This window comes from Phenylobacterium sp. (assembly GCF_037968635.1).
In the GTDB taxonomy this organism is placed as follows: Bacteria; Pseudomonadota; Alphaproteobacteria; order Caulobacterales; family Caulobacteraceae; genus Phenylobacterium.
The window spans coordinates 25,003-41,811 of record NZ_JBBKVV010000106.1 but is presented as its reverse complement, the minus strand read 5'-3'; the positions used below and the strand labels follow the sequence as shown (position 1 = coordinate 41,811).

Sequence of the window (16,809 nt, the reverse complement as noted above, 5' to 3'; positions counted from 1 at the left end):
ACGATGAAGGTCGGCGGGGCGTCGGGCCGGACGCTGGTCTCCAGGGACCATTCGGCGATGGCGACGGGGGTGGGATGTTCCCCCAGCAGGTTCTTGCGCGATCCGGGGTGGGCGTAGGGCTGCGCCATGGTCGCCACCGGGTACATCAGCACCGAGAAGTCGGGCCGCGCGGAGGCCAGGTCGGCGGCGTCGACCGCCGGATAGGTGGCCTTGTCGAGCTTCAGGGTCAGCGCGCCGGCCACATGGCCCCCGGCCGAGAAGCCTATGACCCCAACCCGCGCCGGATCCACCGCATAGTCCGCCGCCAGGGCGCGGATCACTCGCATGGCGCGCTGAGCGTCCTGCAGCGGCGCAGCGGGTCCGGCGGACCAGCCCTCCTGCGGCAGGCGATAGGTCATGACGAAAACGGTGACGCCGGCCTTGGCGAAGACCTCGGCGGCCTCATAGCCCTCCTTGTCCATCACCACCCACGAATAGCCGCCTCCGGGCGCCATCAGCAAGGCCGCACCGTTGGGATGCTTAGGCCGGAAGGCGATCAGGGTCGGGCGTTGGACGCCCTTGATGATGCGGTCGCGGATAACCGCCGGGTCCTTGGACCGTTCGACGATCTCCTCTTGGGCCGTGGCGTGTTCGGCGCCCGGCGGCCCCTTGGGCCAGAGCGCGATCACCGCGTGGCCGGGACCTGCGGGGCTGTCCTGGGCGATCGCCGATGTGGCGAGGCCGAGCGCCAGGCTCACGGCCGCGATCAGATAGGAAACCGGTGTCATGACCTCAGGCTAGCGCGGGATCGCCGCCGTGGCGATCCCGCGTGCCGAGGGGCTACTTCACCCCCTGCGCCTTGGCCGACTCAGCGCCGGCCTGGGCGTTGCGGGCCTCGGTCAGGACATAGGCGCGGATGTCCTCGGCGTCCTTGGGCGACAAGAAGCGGGCGAAGCTCGCCATCCCCCGGTCCTTCAGGGCGCCGTCGATCACCACCGACTTGAAACTCTCGGCGGCCAGCAGCATCTGCGACTTCTTCAGGTCTGGCAGGTAGGCGCCCGAGGCGCTGGGCCCGTGGCAGACCTGGCAGTTGTTGTGGAACAGAGCGAAGCCCGCCTTCACGTCGCCCGCCGAGGTGACCCCGGCAAGGTCCAGATTGGCGACCACCGGGATGTCATAGGGCTTGGCCACAGCCTTGCCGCCCAGCTTGAAGACCATAAGCCGGCCCGCCATTCGCGGCCGCTCCCGCAGCACCGCCGAGGCCGAGACCGGCGCCCCGCCGCCATAGCCCACCATCAGGGCCACATACTGCTCGCCGTCGATCTCATAGGTGGACGGCGCGGCGACGACCCCGTTCTCGGTTTTGTAGCGCCACAGCGCCTTGCCGTTGGCGGCGTCATAGGCGACGAACTCGCCCAAGCCGTCGCCCTGGAAGACCAGGCCGCCCGCCGTCGACATGATGCCGCCGTTCCAGAAATAGGGATGCTGCACGGTCCAGCGGGCCTTCTGGGCCACCGGATCCCAGGCGATCAGCTGGCCCTTGAACATCGCCTTCAGACCGGCCAGTTGCGCCTTGTCGCTCGGGAAGGCGTTGGCCAGGAAATCGGTGCCGAGGTTCCAGGCGCCCTGGCGGTGTTTGTAGTCCTTCTCGTCGGTGTAGGCGAAGGGGTCGATCTGGGCCGGAATATAGACCAGGCCCGTCTTGGGGCTGAAGCTCATCGGGTGCCAGTTGTGGCCGCCCAGCGGCCCTGGAAACTGCAGGGCCGGCGCGTTTTCATAGCGCGCGGCGGGGTTCTCGATGGGTCGTCCGGTCTTGGGATCGATCCCCGTGGCCCAGGTCACAGGGATGTAGTTGTTGGCGGAGAGAAGTTCGCCGGTCGCCCGGTCCAGCACATAGAAGAAGCCGTTCTTGGGCGCCTGCATGATCACCTTGCGCGCCGCGCCGCCGACGGTGAGGTCGGCCAGGATCATGTGCTGGGTGGCGGTGTAGTCCCAGCTCTCGCCGGGCGTGGTCTGGTAGTGCCAGACGTATTCGCCGGTCTCGGGCTTGAGCGCCAGGATCGAGGACAGGAAGAGGTTGTCGCCCTTGCCGTCCGACCGCTTCAGCCGGTTCCACGGCGTGCCATTCCCGACGCCGACATAGAGGATGTCGAGGGCGGGGTCATAGGCCATGGAGTCCCAGACCGTGCCGCCGCCGCCGGTCGCCTTCCAGCCGTCGCCGAACCAGGTGGCCCCGGCCTTCTCCTTCATGATCTTGTCGCTGGCCGCGCCGTCCGGCTGACCCTTGGCGTTGGGCGTCGTGTAGAACCGCCAGGCCATCTTGCCGGTGTCGGCGTCATAGGCCGAAAGGTAGCCACGCACCCCGTACTCGGCGCCGCCGTTCCCGATCATCACCTTGCCCTTGATGATCCGGGGGGCGCCGGTGATCGTGTAGGGCTGGGCGTTGTCGGTGGTCTGGGTGCTCCAGACCGGCTTGCCGGTGCCGGCGTCCAGCGCGATCAGCCGGCCGTCGAGGGTCCCGAAATAGACCCGGCCCTTCCAGACCGCGACCCCGCGGTTGACTACGTCGCAGCAGGCGTCAAAGGCCTTGGCGCCGTCGATCCTGGGGTCAAAGGCCCACTTCTGCTCGCCGGTCTTGGCGTCGAAAGCGTAGACCTTGGACCAGGCGGTGGTTGTGTACATGACCCCGTCGACCACGACCGGCGTCGCCTCCTGGCCACGGTCGGTGTCGAACTCGTGATACCAGGCCAGGCCCAGGGTCCCGACATTCTTGGTGTCGATCTTGGTGAGCGGACTGAAGCGTTGCTCGTCATAGGTCCGGCCGACGGACATCCAGTCGCCATTGCCTGACGCGGCGGTCAGCCGCTTGGCGTCCACATCCCCCGGCTTGCTCTGGCCGCAGGCGCTGGCCAGGGCGGCGAACGCCAAGACGATGGCGAGCTTGTGAAGCTTCATGATGTCCTCCCGACCGTGTCTTCCGGCCCTGCGGTCACTATGCCCGCGCCAAGGATCGCTGCAACCGGTGACCTCGCGTCAGGCCGATTTGCCCCTGCGCTCCACCAGGGCGGCAAGCGCCGTGACCACCAGGAAGGAGGCGATGGCCATGCCGCCCATCCCCACCGGATCGGGATTGCCTGGGATCAGCAGGCCCGCGACCTGCAGCGCCAGCAGGAAGCTGACGAAGGCCAGGACCGGCCATAGAGACTGGCTCAAGGTCCCGCGCCGCCAGGCCCAGGCGGCCGCGGCCAGGGCCACCAACCCGATCTCCAGGGCCTGTTCGGGAACCGGATAGTTCCAGAGCCCCAAACCCACCTTCTGTCCCCCGAACCACAGTTCCAGGTCAGGCCGGTGGACCAGGAAGTCGGCGACCCAGTGGGAGAAGACCACCAGGCCGATGAGCCCCGCGGCCCGCCAGGGCAGGCGCAGGATCAGCTTGGCGAGGAGCGCCGCGCCCACCGCCCAGGCGAGCGAGGCCGGCAGGCTGTGGGTATAGGGCATGTGCTCCAGCACCAGCGCGCTGCCCGGCAGGCTGTGATCAAAGCTGAGCCGCTCGACCCCGCTCATGATCAGTCCGCCCCAGGCCACGTCGACCAGCTGGCAGCCCAGGACATAGGCCCAGAGCGGTCCCCGCGGCTCTGCGCTCTTGGCGGCCAAGGCCGCCGCATAGTGGCCCACGAACATCGACGCACCCTCCCGCTGTGTTTCGCGAAGTGAGCGCCCAAGCTTGGCCTTGCGCAAGACCCGCCGTTAACCCCCGACTCAGGACTCCGAAACGCGTCCTTTACCCAAGGCCTGTATCAATCCGGGTCAACAAGAGGCCTCGTCCATGCGGCGGCGCCCGGTTCTGGTGGGTGTTTTCAAATGACCAAGACGGTCCTTGTCGTCGATGACGACCCGACACAGCGCAGGCTGATCCAGGCTGTCCTGGAGCGCGAGGGCTTTGTCGCGGTTCACGCCGAGAACGGCGACCAGGCGATCGCCCGGCTGCAGTCGGGGGCGGCGACCGACCTGGTGCTGCTGGACCTGGTGATGCCCGGCATCACTGGCCAGGATACGCTGAAGGAGATGCGGGCCCGGGGTCACAACCAGCCGGTCATCGTCATCACCGCCACCGGCGGCATCGACACCGTGGTGGCCGCCATGCAGGCCGGCGCCTGCGACTTCTTCGTGAAGCCCGCCTCGCCTGAACGTATCATCGTCTCGATCCGCAACGCCCTGAACCTGGGCTCGCTGAAGAGCGAGGTGGAGCGGCTGAAGAAGCACGCCACCGGCCGCGCCAGCTTCGCCGACATGGTGGGCGACTCCCCGGCCATGACCATGGTCAAGCGCCTGGGCGAGCGAGCGGCCAAGTCCTCCATCCCCATCCTGATCACCGGCGAGAGCGGGGTCGGCAAGGAAGTGATCGCGCGCGCCGTGCACGGTTCGTCCGACCGCGCCGGCAAGGCCTTCGTGGCGGTGAACTGCGGGGCCATCCCCGAGAACCTGATCGAGAGCATCCTGTTCGGTCACGAGAAGGGCAGCTTCACCGGCGCCACCGACAAACACCTGGGCAAGTTCCAGGAAGCCAATGGCGGCACCCTGTTCTTGGACGAGGTGGGCGAACTGCCGCTGGACATGCAGGTCAAGCTGCTGCGCGTGCTGCAAGAGGGCGAGGTCGACGCCATCGGCTCCAAGCGCTCGCTGAAGGTCGATGTCCGCATCGTCTCGGCCACCAACCGCGACCCCGCCCAGGCGGTGAAGGACGGCCAGTTCCGCGAGGACCTGTTCTACCGTCTCAATGTCTTCCCCATCGAGGCCCCGGCCCTGCGCGAACGGCGTGAGGACATTCCGGCCCTGGTGGAGCACTTCATCCGCCGCTTCAACATCGAAGAGGGCAAGTCGGTCACCGGCGCCTCGGCCGAGACCCTGGCCTTCCTCACCGCCTTCGACTGGCCGGGCAATGTCCGCCAGCTGGAGAACGCGGTCTATCGCGCCATCGTGCTGGCCGACGCCCCCTATCTGCAGCCCTACGATTTCCCGGCCATTTCCGGTATTGCGGCGCCCCCGCCCGAGGCGGTCTCTCCGACCTCGCTGATGGCCGCCCCGCCCATGCTGCCCAGCGCCGAGCAGTTGATGGCTGAGATGCCCACGGACGCGCCTGTCCGCATCCTCGACGGCCGCGGCCACCTGCGCACCCTGGAGGAGATCGAGCGCGATCTGATCCAATTGGCCATCGAGATCTATGCCGGCCACATGAGCGAGGTGGCGCGGCGCCTCGGCATCGGCCGCTCCACCCTCTACCGCAAGGTCCGTGAACAGGGCTTGGAAGGCATTCTGGAGAAGGGCGAAGGTGATGATTCTGCGACCGCAGCCGCGTGACGAACGCCTCCGAGACCTGATGCGCGCCGCCAGGTCGCGGCGCGACGTGCAGCGATCCTGGCCGCGGCGAAGGCGCTGTAACTCGCATCATATGGCGGACGGATGAGGGATCGCGCTCCGCCCTCAGGAATAAAACCGCACATCCCGGCGAAGGACGGGACCCAGATTCATCCCGAGCGGTAGCAATTGATCCCTTCGACCTCACCTCGGATCGGAGTGGGTTTAACCTGGGTCCCGACCTTCGCCGGGATGTGCGGTGGGTTTGCGGGATAGGCCTTCGCACGCCCGATCCGACCACGCCCGATCCGACCCTGGTCCGCTGGGCTCGGTCGAGAGGGGAAGGAACATCGGTCTTCCGCCACCGTAATTCCTCTAGTGCCCGCCCTCGACCCAGGGCAGGCCGGCCTGCCGGAACACCTCGGCGAGCGCGGCCTCCAGCTCGATGGCCTCCCAGCGCCGCAGCGGATTGAGGTGCTCCACCACGTCGGGCAGCAGCCGCACGCCGAAGCGGTTCACGTGGCGGCTCGCCTTGTAGCCGGTCTTGTGCTGGTCGAAGCGGAGGTCGGGATCGCGGGAGGTCTCGCCGACGTAGAACCCCCAGGGCGGCGACCGGCGGCGGTCCTCCAGAAGCACCACATAGAGGGCGTGCTTGGCGCGGCCCTGCCGGTGGGTCGTGGCCTTCAGGGTCAGGGCCGCCCGACGCGCGCGGGCCACCAGGGCCGGTAGCGAGTCCTCATCGATCACCGCGCTCATTCGGCCTCGGGATCGGGCTTTGGTGCGCCGCGCCGCTTGAAGCCCCCGCCGCGCTTGAGGGGGAAGCGCGGCTCGCCCTTGGCCTTGGCGACGATCTCTTTCAGCTTGATGTGCTGCATCACCGAGAAGGCTTCCCCGGCGCCACCCTTCTCGGGGTCGGCGAAGGCGCGGCCGTAGGTCTTCACCCGCTCGGTGACGGAATCGAGGAATTCGCCCTCCCAGTCGGAGAGCTTGACGCCCGCCTTGTCGGCCGCGCGCTGGGCGCGGCGAAGGGCGTTCAGCGCGGCCCGTTGGGCCTGCGCCTTTCGATCTGGCGGGCTGTTCTTCAAATCACTCCGAGCGCGGAGAGGTAGAGATCCAGGATCGCGTCCTCTTCCTGACGCTTGGCGGCGTCCTGCTTGCGGATGCGGATCACCTTGCGCAGGATTTTGACGTCAAAGCCGTTGCCCTTGGCCTCGGCGAAGACTTCCTTGATCTGCTCGGCGATCTCCGACTTTTCCTGCTCAAGGCGCTCGATGCGCTCGATGATGCTCTTCAGCTGGCCCTGGGCCGTCTGGTTCAGAATGTCGGCGTGAGAAGCGTCGTCGGCCATGGGAGCTCGCGGATAGGAGGCTGGAAAGCGGCGGACACTAGAGCGCGACAGCCGAAAGTGGAAGCCGGTTTCGGCGGCCGTCGCGCTCCAGGCTTTGAAACGACGCCTTCTTATCTCATTAAAATCATTGATTTTAATGAGGAAGGCGTCGGCGTCGTGGCCGATCCCTGTCATCCGCCCTGAACCTTCACCGAGGCGATCCGTTGAGGCGCAACGCCGCGGAGTTCCCCCATGACCACATCCCCCAAGCGCCCGAGCCAGGCACAGGCCGAGGCCGCCGTCCGCACCCTCATCGAATGGGCCGGCGACGATCCCGACCGCGAGGGCCTGCTGGAGACCCCGGCCCGGGTGGCGCGGTCCTACAAGGAGCTGTTCGCCGGCTACGAGACCGACCCGAAGGACTACCTCGCCCGCACCTTCGAGGAGGTGGCGGGCTATGACGAACTGGTGATCCTCAAGGACATCCGCGTCGTCAGCTTCTGCGAGCACCACATGCTGCCGTTCTTAGGCATCGCCCATGTCGGCTACCTGCCCAGCGACCGGGTGGTGGGGATCTCCAAACTGGCCCGCGTGGTCCACGGCTTCGCACGCAGACTGCAGATCCAGGAAAAGCTCACCGCCGAGATCGCCGGCGCCATCCAGGATATCCTGGCGCCCAAGGGCGTCGGCGTGGTGATCGTGTCCGAACACAGCTGCATGACCATGCGCGGGGTCAATACGCCAGGCTCACGGCTCACCACCAGCCACCTGCTCGGGGAAGTGCGCGACGATCCCCGGACCCGGCAGGAATTCTTCGATCTCGTCCGCGGCTAACCTCGGAATGCATCCAAAGTGGAGGTTCAGCAGTTGAGCGTGTCGGCTTTCGTCGCAACGTCGGTGGGGCCGCAACCTTGAAATGGAGAACCCGATGCGCACGACCCTGATCGTCTCAGCCGCTGTCGCCAGCCTCGCCTTGGCGGCCTGTTCGCAGAAGACCGAGAACCACGCGGCTGAAGCCGCCGACCAAGCCGGAGCCGCGGCCGCTTCCGCCGTCGACGACACCGCCGCCAACGCCAATGCCGCAGCCGCCAACACCGCTGTCGCGGTGGACAACGCCGCCGCCAATACCGAGGCTGCCGCCGGAACGGCGGCTCGCAAGGCCGACGCCGCCGCTGACGCGGCCGCCAAGACCCACTAGGCTTCGAGATCGGCCCCCGACCCGGTCGCGTCGGGGGCCGGCTCCACTCTAGTTGAGCGTCTTCTTCAGCGCGCTGATGGTGTCGTGATCGGCCTTGATGTCGGCGAACGCGCGGCTCACCAATTCACGCACGGTGGCGGGCAGATCATCCTCGGCCAGCGCCTTCTCGAACTTCGCCTTGATGAAGTCCTCTCCGCGCTCGACCTCGTTGATGATCGCCTTTTCGTCGTGGCCAAGCACGGCGGCCTTCAGATCGACGAACATATTGTGGGCCTTGCCCAGGATGGACTGGTCGTCCTCCGGCTCCCCACCAAAGGTGCGGACTTCCTGTTGCAGGTCACCGGTGATCTTCATGCGCTTCAACGAGCGCTCGCTGAACATGCTCTTGTACTGGGTGTCCTCGGAACTCTGCGCGGCCTCCTTATAGCCCCGGGCGCTGTCGAGGGTGGTTTCGATCAGGCTGTTCAGGACCTTCACGGCGTGTTCGGCGTGGGTGCTCATGGTGATCTCCTTGGGGGGTGACGGAGGCAAAACATTCGCCGGCCGCAGGAGTTCCTCGCAGAGGCTTCGACTATGGCGGCGTGAGTTCGTCGAGGTCCCGTAACAGGCCCGCCGCCCCGCTCGCGTCCCGCGCCTTACCGAGCGCCTGGAAGAAATTCCACATCTCCAGCTTATGGTAGAGGCGGTAGATCACCAGGGTCTCCGCCAGGTGCGGTCGCTCGATAGCGCCGTAACCCTCGAGCAGCGGCGCACGGCTGGCCGGATCATCGTGAGCGCTGAAGTCGAGTGCCTTGGCTAGATCATAGAGCGGATCGCCGGCCATGGCGTTCTCGAAGTCCAGCAGGCCCGACACCCGCCATTCGCCGTCTGGCGACTGGTCGGCCAGCAGATTGCCGGGGTGATAATCGTAGTGGCAGAGCACCGGGGCATGGCAGGCGTCCATCAGGTCGCCGCTCTCCCCCACCAGCCGTTCCATCCGCGCCGCCAGGGCCGCGTCCCCGCCATGGGCGCGGAAGTCGCGGAACTTGGCTTGGAAGCCCTTGGTCAGGTAGTCGCGGTTGGTGAGCTGGGCGTGGACCACGGTCTCGGCGTCAAGGATGTAGCCGAAGCGCGACATGGGGATGGTGTGGATGGTCCGCAGCAGCGCGCCCATCTGGCGATACAACCCTTCGGCCTCCGGCTTGCCGTTTCTCGACAAGAGCGTGCGACCCGGCAGCCGGGTGATCAGGGCGTAGACGTGGGGAAGCACCGCCAGGCTCTCGTCCACGGCCAGCCAGAGCGGCACGGGCGCGTCCAGCACCCTCCCGATCAGGCCGCCCACATAGGCCTCCTTGCGTGAGGCCCAGGCCGAGGCGGGCGGATAGGGTTTCAACACCAGGGTCTGGCCGGGGACATCGATCTCGAACACGTCCTTGCTGCCGCCGGCCAGACGGCGCACGGCCAGCGCCTGCAACGGCGCGTCCAGCCGGTCGAGGACGGCCTGGGCGGCGGCGAGGTCGAAGTCGATCGTCTCGCGGGGCGGTGGGGACGTGGGCTCGGCCATGGCCAAGTGTGGCCGACGAAGCGGCCATCCTACAACAGGCCGCGCGACTCAAGCGCCGGCCGCAGTTCCGCCGGGTCGGTGAAGTGGTGGGTGTCGATGCCGAAGGCCCGGGCGCTCTCGACGTTGGCCAGGCTGTCGTCGATGAAGAAGATGTCCTCCGGCGCCAGGCCGAACCGCTCGCAGGTGAGCGCGTAGATGCGCGGGTCGGGCTTGATCATCCCCTCGCGGGCCGAAACCACGACGTCAGCCAGGCGCCTGAAGGCCGGGCTCATGGCCATGGTGCCCTCAAAGGTCTCGTCCGACATGTTGGTGAGGCCGTATTGCGGGACGCCGGCTAAGTGCAGGGCCTCGATGGCGGCCTCGCTCTCGGGAATGGTCCCGGAGAACATGTCCCACCATCGGGTCTCCCAGGCCTCGATCTGCTCGCGGTATTCCGGGAACTGGGCGACCAGGGGCGCGCGGTTGTCGACGAAGCTGACGCCCAGGTCGTGGTTCACATGCCAGATCATCGTGCAGACCGACGACAGAAACCGGTCGCAAGCGACCGGCTCTGGAAAGATCTGAGCGTAGAGCGTGCGCGGATTCCAGCGCACGACAACATTACCAACATCCCAGATGACCGCTTTCGGCATCTGGGACCCGCAGCCTTAGCCTTGCTTGGCTTTGAAGCGCGGGTTGGTCTTGTTGATGATGTAGACGACGCCCTTGCGGCGCACGAGCTTGCAGTCGCGGTGACGCGTCTTGAGCGACTTGAGCGAGCTTCGAACCTTCATGACCGTATCTTCTTAAAGACCAGGCTTTCGCCCGGGGGTGTCTACAAGAGCCGGCGCATATACGAGGCGCCGGGTTTTGAGTCAACGGCGAGGCGCCCGATAACAGCGTCGGCTCGCCCTTGACGGGCTTGTGATTGAGATCAACGGCTCCGACCGATAGGTTGTCCCCATGGATCGTCGCGTCTTCCTTGTCTTGCTCCTGGCCGGCTGCGCCGACCCGTCCACCAATCTGGTGCCGGTGGTGACCCCCACGCCACCCCCGCCGACGCCTCAGGCTCCGACGCCGGTGGCGCCGCCGACCCAGTCGGGTGATCAGCCCTTCGACGAATGGGCCCGAGACTTCTATAGCCGCGCGGTGAAGGCGGGCCTGCCCGCGAGCCTGCTCGACCGCGAACTGGCGGGGCTGACCCCCGATCCGCGGGTCAATTCCCTCGACACGCGTCAGCCGGAATTCGCCAAGCCCTTCGGCGACTATATCAAGGGCGTGGTCAGCGAGGACCGGGTGGCCATCGCCGCCCGCCGCAAGCCCGCCGTCGCGTCGACCCTGACCGGCATCGAGGCCCGCTACGGCGTGCCCGGCGACATCCTGATGGCCATCTGGGCCATGGAGACCGGTTTCGGGGCCGTCATGGGGGACTTCGACGTCATCCGCTCGATGGCCACCCTGGCCGCCCAGGGACGCCGCCGGGCCTTCGCCGAGGACCAGCTTATGGCGGCTCTCAGAATTATCGGCTCGGGCGAGTTCCCCCGCAGCCAGCTGCGCGGCTCCTGGGCCGGCGCCATGGGACAGACCCAGTTCATTCCCACCAGCTTCCTCGCCACCGCCGTGGACGGCGACGGGGATGGCCGGCGCGACGTCTGGGGCTCCAGCGCCGATGCGCTGACCTCGGCCGCCAACCTGCTCTCCAAGGGCGGCTGGCAGCGGGGCCAGGGCTGGGCCCGCGAGGTCACCCTGCCCGACGGTTTCGACTACAGCCTGACAGAGGGCCCGCGCGAAGTTCCCGACTGGTGGGCCCAGAAGGGCGTGCGTCGCACCGACGGCCTGCCCTGGAACACGGCCGACCAAGGCGCCAAGGCCATGCTGATCGCGCCGACCGGCGCGCAGGGTCCTGCCTTCCTGCTGTTCCCGAACCACTTCGTGATCCGCAAGTACAACAACGCCACCACCTATGCGCTCGGCGTCGGCATGCTGGCTGACCGGTTTGGCGGCATGGGCGGGGTGATCAAGCCCTGGCCCTATGAGAGCGCGCTCTCCATCGGCGACCGCATCGTCACCCAGCGGGCCCTGGCCCAACTCGGCTTCGACCCCGGCCCGCCGGACGGGGTGGTGGGGGTCAATACCCGCAACGCCCTCCGCAACTGGCAGAAATCGCGAGGCGTCACCGCCGACGGCTACCTGTCCCTGGACATGGTCCGCCGCCTGAAAACCGAAGCCAACATCCTCTAACTGGGGAGATCAGAGCGACCCCTCGTCGCTCTTCTCCAGGGTCGCCATGGCCGAATCGGCCTGGGTCGCCGGCTTGGGGTCGGCGTTGGCGAGCTGCTGGTTCTTGAAGGCGTAGACCAGCATGGCCAGCATCATGACCATGTTGAGGATAAAGGGCGCGGCGTGGATGCGCTGGTAGAGCAGCACGAACAGCGGCGCCAGGACCACGTTCACCCCGTTGACCGCCGCGATGGCGCCCGCCGCCCGGGCCTGTTCATGCATGCCCACCGCCAGGGATGACCCTGCGGTGAAACCGGGCCGCGCCAAGCCAAAGCCGAGGCTTGAGATCGCGTAGCCCGCCACCACGGCGGCGTAGCTTGGCTGGAACGCGACGATCAGATTGCCGAGCGCCGCCACCGCCACGCCCCAGCGCAGAAGTTGGCGAGGCGTCATCTCGAACATGCGGATGATACCCCACTGGGAGAGCAGGCCCGCCATGGCGCCGAACATCATGGCGATGGCGATGAAGCCCTGGGCCTCCGTCGGCGACTTGCCCAGCTTGTCGATGATCAGGAAGCCCAGGGTCTGGCCCTGGGCGGTCTGGCAGACCGCGACGATGAAGCCGTAGATCAGGAAAGGCTTCATGCGCGGATCGCGCCACATCGGCGTCTCCTTGCCCTTGGCGTCGGCCTTGGCGTCCATGGTCGGCGCCATCTTCACCGGCTGAGCCGGCATGTGCTGGCTCTCCGGCAGCATCTTCCAGACCACCACCAGCATCGTGAGTGCGATCAGGGAGAAGGCCATCATGGGGCCGGCCAGGCCAATGCCGAGGAAGGGCAGGATGAAGAGCGGCGCGAGGAAGGGGCCGATGACCGTGCCCAGGCCAAAGGCGCCGGCCAGGCTGGACATGGCGGTCGTGCGCTGGGCTTCCGGGGTGTGCTCAGCCACGTAGGCCTGGGTGGCCGGGTTCGACGCCGCGCCGAACAGGCCAAAGAGCGCGCGCGCGAACAGGAAGAAGACGAAGATCACCATGGGCGCGGCCAGCTTGTGCAACCCGGCCGCCACCACCACGGCGCAGGCGGCCATGGAGACCGCAAAGCCGGTCAATCCCACCAGCATCAGCGGCTTGCGGCCATGCCGATCGGAAGCGCGCGCCCAAAAGGGGGACGATCCCGCCCACAGCAGGGCCGAGAGCGAGAAGACCCCGGCCACCAGAAAGTCGGGAATGCCGATGGAGCGCCCGATCGCCGGCAGCACCGAGATCATCCCGGTATTGCCCATGGCGGTCACCAGGGAGACGCCGAAGATGATCGCGAACGATGACTTGGGCAGGCTCACGGGAACGGGCGCTGATTTGGGCATGGATCGGCTGTTACGCCGCGCCGCTGGAGCGCGAAACCCCCTAAATCCTCACCGAGCATTAAGCATTAACGGGGATGCTCCGGGCAATTCGACCAGGACCCGTCTCGCATGTTTCAGATCATCGGCGTTGTGCTGCTCTTTGCCACGGTGTTCGGCAGCTACCTGTGGTCTGGCGGCAACATGGCCGTCATCATGCACGCCCTCCCCCACGAGATGCTGGCCATCGGCGGTGCGGGAATCGCCGCCTTCCTGGTCTCCAACTCGATGACGGTGGTGAAGGGGACGGGTGGCGGTCTGGCCAAGGTGTTCGCCGGCCCCAAGTGGAAGGCGTCGGACTACCGCGATCTGCTGTCCCTGCTGTTCCTGCTCACCAAGACGATGAAGTCCAAGGGGGTCATCGCCCTGGAAAGTCACATCGAGAACCCCAAGGACTCCTCGATTTTCTCGCGCTTCCCGAAGGTGACCAAGGACCACTTCGCCGTCGACTTCATCTGCGACACCCTGCGGATGATGACCATGAACCTCGAGGACCCGCACCAGGTCGAGGACGCCATGGAAAAGCAGCTCGAGAAGCACCATCACGAGGCCCTGGCGCCGGCCGGCGCCCTTCAGAGCCTGGCGGACGCCCTGCCCGCGCTGGGCATCGTGGCCGCCGTGCTGGGGGTCATCAAGACCATGGGCTCCATCACCGAGCCTCCGGAGGTCCTGGGCACCATGATCGGCGGCGCCCTGGTGGGCACCTTCCTCGGCGTGTTCCTGGCCTATGGGTTGGTGGGGCCTTTCGCGGCCCGCCTGAAGGAGATCCTCGAGGAAGAAGGCTCGTACTACCGCATCATCCAGTCGGTGCTGGTGGCCCACCTGCACGGCAACGCCGCCCAGATCTCGGTGGAAATCGGCCGCGGCAGCGTCCCCTCCGGCGCCCAGCCCAGCTTCCTCGAACTGGAAGAAGCGCTCTCGGCGATCCCGAACGAAGCCTAGAGCCCTTTCCGATCTGACCGCGTCAGTCAGATCGGATCAAAAAGGGCTATAATTCAAAAAGTTAGAGCATTTTTCGATCCGATAGCCGTTTCACACCTATCGGAAATGCTCTAGCGCCGCTCGGCGAGGAGCGGGCTCACCCGGTTCACGTGACCCATCTTGCGGCCCGGTTTGGCGTCGCGCTTGCCGTAGAGATGCAGCCGGGTCTCCGGCTCGCCGGCCAGCTTGGCCCAGGCGTCCACCTCGTCCCCCAGAAGATTCAGCATTTCCACCCGGGCGATGGCCGCGGTGGGGCCGAGGGGCCAGCCGGCGATGGCGCGGATGTGCTGTTCGAACTGATCCACCTCGCAGCCGTCCATGGTCCAGTGGCCGGTGTTGTGAACGCGCGGCGCGATCTCGTTGACCAGCAGCCGGCCGTCGGCAAGCTCAAAGAGTTCGATCCCGATGACCCCAACATAGTCCAGACCGGTCAGCACCTGGGCGGCGATCCGCTCGGCCTGTTGCGCGAGCGACGGACTGACGGCGGCAGGCGCCACGGACCGGCGCAGGACGCCGTTCTCGTGATGGTTCTCCGCCATGGGATAGACCGCCAGTTCGCCGTCGCGGCCACGGGCGGCGATCACCGACAGTTCGCGCACGAAGTCGGCGGGGGCCTCCAGAATCACCGGCTTGCCGCCGAGGGATTCAAAGACGGCGCCGGCCTCGGAGGCATGCTCGACCCAGCGCTGGCCCTTGCCGTCATAGCCTTCACGGCGGGTCTTCATCAGGGCCGGGGCGCCGATCTGGGCTATGGCGGCCGTGGCGCCCTGCGGCGTGTCGGCGGCGGCGAAGGCGACGGTGGGCACGCCGATGGCGTTGAGAAAGGTCTTCTCCTCCACACGGTCCTGGGCGATGGCCAAGGCGCGCGCGTTGGGCGCCACCTCGACGGCCTGGGCCGTCAGGTGGGCCACGGCTGAGGCCGGCACGTTCTCGAATTCGAAGGTCACCAGGCTGGCCACGGCGGCCAAGGCCTCCAGAGCGCGGGGATCGTCATAGGCGCCACGCACGATGTGAGCCGCGACCCGGCCGGCCGGTGCGTCGGGGGCGGGTTCGAGGATCGCCACATCAAAGCCCAGACGCGAGGCGGCCTGCGCCAGCATCCGGCCCAGTTGTCCCCCGCCGAGGATTCCGATTGTTTCGCCCGGAGCCAGGGGGAGGATGGCCATGAAAGCTTAGTCCTCGACGGTTTCGGAAACGGCCTGGCTGTGTCGGGCCCGGTGGTCGGCCAGGCGCTTGGCCAGGGCCGGATCGGACAGGGCCAGGATTTGGGCGGCCATCAGGCCCGCGTTCTTCGCGCCGGCCTCGCCAATGGCCATCGTCCCCACGGCGATGCCGGCCGGCATCTGGACGATGGAGAGCAGGCTATCGAGGCCGCTCAGCGCCTTGGACTGCACCGGCACGCCCAACACCGGCAGTTCGGTCATCGAGGCGGTCATGCCCGGCAGGTGCGCCGCGCCGCCGGCCCCGGCGATGATCACCTTGAACCCCGCGCTCTTGGCGCCCTTGGCGAAGGCGTACATGCGGTCGGGCGTGCGGTGGGCGGAGATCACCTTGGCTTCGTAGGCGACGCCCAACGCATCGAGACTTTCGGCCGCGCCCTTGAGCGTCGGCCAGTCGGAACGGCTGCCCATGATGATGGCGACGGGCGCTGACGTGGCGCTCATTGAACATAGGCCCCTGCGACGAGAAGGCGCGGAGTATAGGCGCCGCCTTTGCGCCCGCAACCAAGGACGTTTAGGATTCTTAACGCTGACCAGACCTCGACGATTCGCGTTCTCTGAAAGTCCGTTGAAAACCACATGAAGATCACGGGCGCCCGCAACGAACCGTTCTCGGCCATACGAAAGCGCGCCTTGGCCCAGGCCGGGGCGCATTTCACGGCGGGAACCGCCGCACCGGCGGACAAGACCGCGTTTCTGGGCCTCAGCGAGACCGATCTGACGCCGGCCGTCCAAAACGCCGTGAAGACCCTGCTGACCGAAATCGACGATCTGCGGGGCGAGGTGTCGCGCCTGAAGGCCAAACTGGCCGAGGCTGAGACCCTGGCCGACCGCGACCCTTTGACGCCCCTGCTGAACCGCCGGGCCTTCGTGCGCGAACTCGGCCGCATCCGCACCTTCGCCCAACGCTATGGGTCTCCGGCCAGCGTGGTCTATTTCGACCTGGACGGCTTCAAGAGCGTCAATGACCGCTTCGGCCATGCCGCCGGCGACGCCGCCCTGCGCGCCGTGGCCGAACGGCTGGCCGCCAATGTCCGCGAAAGTGACATCATCGGCCGCATGGGGGGCGACGAATTCGGGGTGATCCTGGTGCAGGCCGACGAGATCACGGCCCAGGCCAAGGCCGAATCACTGGCCCAGGCCATCGAAGCCTCGCCTATCGAGTTCGGCGACTGGTCGGCCCCGCTGCACATCTCCTTCGGGGTCCGCGAGATCAGCCCGGATATCGAGCCAGAGACCCTATTGGCCGAGGCCGACGCGGCCATGTTCGCCGCCAAGCGCGCCCGCACCGCACCGCCCCCGATCGCCACCGGCGACAGGACCGGCGAAGCGACCGGCTAGGCGATGATATCCGGGGTCAGTTGATCCCGCAGCCGCTCGATCTCGTCCTTCAGCAGCAGCTTCTTCCGCTTCAGCCGGCTGATCACCATCATGTCGGGCAGGGGTGAAAGCATCAGAGCCTGGATGGCGGCGTCCAGGTCGGAGTGGTCGAGACTGACCAGGGCCAGGCGAGCGCGGACGCCCTCCTCCTCCGGGTCTTCACCGTCATGATCGTTCATACGCACGCCCCACCCATCGCGGGTGATGATGCGCATCGGCGCGGCTCACG

20 protein-coding genes are annotated in these 16,809 nt (G+C 67.1%); 6 read left to right on the top strand and 14 right to left on the bottom strand.

Annotated elements, in window-relative coordinates; all coding sequences use genetic code 11:
* The 3 genes from AAC997_RS12860 to AAC997_RS12850 all read right to left on the bottom strand — a co-directional run.
* A partial coding sequence (locus tag AAC997_RS12860; RefSeq protein WP_340646096.1) for an alpha/beta hydrolase occupies window positions 1-767 on the bottom strand: 767 nt, incomplete at its 3' end.
* A gap of 52 nt (window positions 768-819) precedes the next feature.
* A complete protein-coding gene (locus AAC997_RS12855) occupies window positions 820-2,934 on the bottom strand; it encodes a PQQ-dependent dehydrogenase, methanol/ethanol family (protein WP_340646095.1) in 2,115 nt (704 codons plus the stop codon).
* A gap of 78 nt (window positions 2,935-3,012) precedes the next feature.
* On the bottom strand, window positions 3,013-3,660 hold the full coding sequence (locus tag AAC997_RS12850) for a hypothetical protein (RefSeq protein WP_340646094.1): 648 nt from the start codon (window positions 3,658-3,660) through the stop codon (window positions 3,013-3,015).
* A gap of 180 nt (window positions 3,661-3,840) precedes the next feature.
* Between AAC997_RS12850 and AAC997_RS12845 the strand changes: the two genes are divergently transcribed.
* Window positions 3,841-5,337, top strand: coding sequence for a sigma-54 dependent transcriptional regulator (locus AAC997_RS12845; protein ID WP_340646093.1), 1,497 nt, complete (start codon window positions 3,841-3,843; stop codon window positions 5,335-5,337).
* 372 nt (window positions 5,338-5,709) lie between these two features.
* Here the strand turns inward: AAC997_RS12845 and AAC997_RS12840 are convergent, their stop codons facing one another.
* Genes AAC997_RS12840 through AAC997_RS12830 form a run of 3 tightly spaced genes read right to left on the bottom strand, consistent with a single transcriptional unit; the run spans window position 5,710 to window position 6,682 of the window.
* Window positions 5,710-6,090, bottom strand: coding sequence for a hypothetical protein (locus tag AAC997_RS12840; protein ID WP_340646092.1), 381 nt, complete (start codon window positions 6,088-6,090; stop codon window positions 5,710-5,712).
* Window positions 6,087-6,419: a hypothetical protein gene (locus AAC997_RS12835; RefSeq protein ID WP_340646091.1), complete on the bottom strand. Its 333-nt coding sequence runs from the start codon at window positions 6,417-6,419 to the stop codon at window positions 6,087-6,089. Before AAC997_RS12835 ends, AAC997_RS12840 begins: the two co-directional genes overlap by 4 nt.
* Entirely contained in the window at window positions 6,416-6,682 is a 267-nt protein-coding gene (locus tag AAC997_RS12830; RefSeq protein ID WP_215338304.1) for a DUF2312 domain-containing protein, read from the bottom strand. Before AAC997_RS12830 ends, AAC997_RS12835 begins: the two co-directional genes overlap by 4 nt.
* A gap of 231 nt (window positions 6,683-6,913) precedes the next feature.
* Between AAC997_RS12830 and folE the strand changes: the two genes are divergently transcribed.
* Together folE and AAC997_RS12820 are read left to right on the top strand one after the other, a co-directional pair.
* Entirely contained in the window at window positions 6,914-7,495 is a 582-nt protein-coding gene (gene folE, locus AAC997_RS12825) for a GTP cyclohydrolase I FolE (protein WP_340646090.1), read from the top strand.
* Between the two features lie 94 nt (window positions 7,496-7,589).
* Complete coding sequence (locus AAC997_RS12820; protein ID WP_340646089.1) at window positions 7,590-7,859, top strand: hypothetical protein; 270 nt, start codon at window positions 7,590-7,592, stop codon at window positions 7,857-7,859.
* Between the two features lie 48 nt (window positions 7,860-7,907).
* Here the strand turns inward: AAC997_RS12820 and AAC997_RS12815 are convergent, their stop codons facing one another.
* From AAC997_RS12815 to ykgO, 4 genes are all read right to left on the bottom strand, one after another.
* Window positions 7,908-8,360 (bottom strand): PA2169 family four-helix-bundle protein, encoded by a 453-nt coding sequence (locus AAC997_RS12815; protein WP_340646088.1) that lies wholly within the window; start codon window positions 8,358-8,360, stop codon window positions 7,908-7,910.
* A gap of 70 nt (window positions 8,361-8,430) precedes the next feature.
* Complete coding sequence (locus AAC997_RS12810; RefSeq protein WP_340646087.1) at window positions 8,431-9,402, bottom strand: aminoglycoside phosphotransferase family protein; 972 nt, start codon at window positions 9,400-9,402, stop codon at window positions 8,431-8,433.
* A 29-nt stretch (window positions 9,403-9,431) separates the two neighbouring features.
* Window positions 9,432-10,034, bottom strand: coding sequence for an HAD family phosphatase (locus AAC997_RS12805; protein WP_340646086.1), 603 nt, complete (start codon window positions 10,032-10,034; stop codon window positions 9,432-9,434).
* Window positions 10,035-10,049: 15 nt separating this feature from the next.
* Window positions 10,050-10,175 (bottom strand): type B 50S ribosomal protein L36, encoded by a 126-nt coding sequence (gene ykgO / locus AAC997_RS12800; protein WP_111456358.1) that lies wholly within the window; start codon window positions 10,173-10,175, stop codon window positions 10,050-10,052.
* 169 nt (window positions 10,176-10,344) lie between these two features.
* Here ykgO and AAC997_RS12795 point away from each other — a divergent pair, with 169 nt between their 5' ends.
* Window positions 10,345-11,622: a lytic murein transglycosylase gene (locus AAC997_RS12795; RefSeq protein ID WP_340646085.1), complete on the top strand. Its 1,278-nt coding sequence runs from the start codon at window positions 10,345-10,347 to the stop codon at window positions 11,620-11,622.
* Between the two features lie 9 nt (window positions 11,623-11,631).
* Here AAC997_RS12795 and AAC997_RS12790 read toward each other — a convergent pair whose 3' ends face one another.
* On the bottom strand, window positions 11,632-12,939 hold the full coding sequence (locus AAC997_RS12790) for an MFS transporter (protein WP_340646084.1): 1,308 nt from the start codon (window positions 12,937-12,939) through the stop codon (window positions 11,632-11,634).
* A gap of 132 nt (window positions 12,940-13,071) precedes the next feature.
* Between AAC997_RS12790 and motA the strand changes: the two genes are divergently transcribed.
* On the top strand, window positions 13,072-13,941 hold the full coding sequence (gene motA, locus AAC997_RS12785; RefSeq protein WP_340646083.1) for a flagellar motor stator protein MotA: 870 nt from the start codon (window positions 13,072-13,074) through the stop codon (window positions 13,939-13,941).
* Window positions 13,942-14,051: 110 nt separating this feature from the next.
* Here the strand turns inward: motA and AAC997_RS12780 are convergent, their stop codons facing one another.
* Both AAC997_RS12780 and purE read right to left on the bottom strand, forming a co-directional pair.
* Window positions 14,052-15,146, bottom strand: a complete 1,095-nt coding sequence (locus AAC997_RS12780) for a 5-(carboxyamino)imidazole ribonucleotide synthase (RefSeq protein ID WP_340646082.1) — start codon at window positions 15,144-15,146, stop codon at window positions 14,052-14,054.
* Window positions 15,147-15,152: 6 nt separating this feature from the next.
* Window positions 15,153-15,644, bottom strand: coding sequence for a 5-(carboxyamino)imidazole ribonucleotide mutase (purE, locus tag AAC997_RS12775; RefSeq protein ID WP_340646081.1), 492 nt, complete (start codon window positions 15,642-15,644; stop codon window positions 15,153-15,155).
* Window positions 15,645-15,779: 135 nt separating this feature from the next.
* Here purE and AAC997_RS12770 point away from each other — a divergent pair, with 135 nt between their 5' ends.
* Window positions 15,780-16,541: a GGDEF domain-containing protein gene (locus tag AAC997_RS12770; protein WP_340646080.1), complete on the top strand. Its 762-nt coding sequence runs from the start codon at window positions 15,780-15,782 to the stop codon at window positions 16,539-16,541.
* Here AAC997_RS12770 and AAC997_RS12765 read toward each other — a convergent pair.
* Window positions 16,538-16,795 carry a DUF465 domain-containing protein gene (locus AAC997_RS12765; RefSeq protein ID WP_340646079.1) on the bottom strand — a complete coding sequence of 86 codons (258 nt, stop codon included), beginning with the start codon at window positions 16,793-16,795 and terminating at the stop codon, window positions 16,538-16,540. The genes AAC997_RS12770 and AAC997_RS12765 overlap by 4 nt on opposite strands.
* Between the last annotated feature and the right edge of the window lie 14 nt (window positions 16,796-16,809).

Coding starts and splice junctions, on each gene's coding strand:
- AAC997_RS12855 (WP_340646095.1), bottom strand. CDS start 2,934: ATGAAGCTTCACAAGCTCGCCATCGTCTTGGCGTTCGCCGCCCTGGCC.
- AAC997_RS12815 (WP_340646088.1), bottom strand. CDS start 8,360: ATGAGCACCCACGCCGAACACGCCGTGAAGGTCCTGAACAGCCTGATC.
- motA (WP_340646083.1), top strand. CDS start 13,072: ATGTTTCAGATCATCGGCGTTGTGCTGCTCTTTGCCACGGTGTTCGGC.
- AAC997_RS12820 (WP_340646089.1), top strand. CDS start 7,590: ATGCGCACGACCCTGATCGTCTCAGCCGCTGTCGCCAGCCTCGCCTTG.
- AAC997_RS12765 (WP_340646079.1), bottom strand. CDS start 16,795: ATGCGCATCATCACCCGCGATGGGTGGGGCGTGCGTATGAACGATCAT.
- AAC997_RS12810 (WP_340646087.1), bottom strand. CDS start 9,402: ATGGCCGAGCCCACGTCCCCACCGCCCCGCGAGACGATCGACTTCGAC.
- AAC997_RS12795 (WP_340646085.1), top strand. CDS start 10,345: ATGGATCGTCGCGTCTTCCTTGTCTTGCTCCTGGCCGGCTGCGCCGAC.
- AAC997_RS12805 (WP_340646086.1), bottom strand. CDS start 10,034: ATGCCGAAAGCGGTCATCTGGGATGTTGGTAATGTTGTCGTGCGCTGG.
- AAC997_RS12770 (WP_340646080.1), top strand. CDS start 15,780: ATGAAGATCACGGGCGCCCGCAACGAACCGTTCTCGGCCATACGAAAG.
- ykgO (WP_111456358.1), bottom strand. CDS start 10,175: ATGAAGGTTCGAAGCTCGCTCAAGTCGCTCAAGACGCGTCACCGCGAC.
- purE (WP_340646081.1), bottom strand. CDS start 15,644: ATGAGCGCCACGTCAGCGCCCGTCGCCATCATCATGGGCAGCCGTTCC.
- AAC997_RS12840 (WP_340646092.1), bottom strand. CDS start 6,090: ATGAGCGCGGTGATCGATGAGGACTCGCTACCGGCCCTGGTGGCCCGC.
- AAC997_RS12830 (WP_215338304.1), bottom strand. CDS start 6,682: ATGGCCGACGACGCTTCTCACGCCGACATTCTGAACCAGACGGCCCAG.
- AAC997_RS12845 (WP_340646093.1), top strand. CDS start 3,841: ATGACCAAGACGGTCCTTGTCGTCGATGACGACCCGACACAGCGCAGG.
- folE (WP_340646090.1), top strand. CDS start 6,914: ATGACCACATCCCCCAAGCGCCCGAGCCAGGCACAGGCCGAGGCCGCC.
- AAC997_RS12850 (WP_340646094.1), bottom strand. CDS start 3,660: ATGTTCGTGGGCCACTATGCGGCGGCCTTGGCCGCCAAGAGCGCAGAG.
- AAC997_RS12780 (WP_340646082.1), bottom strand. CDS start 15,146: ATGGCCATCCTCCCCCTGGCTCCGGGCGAAACAATCGGAATCCTCGGC.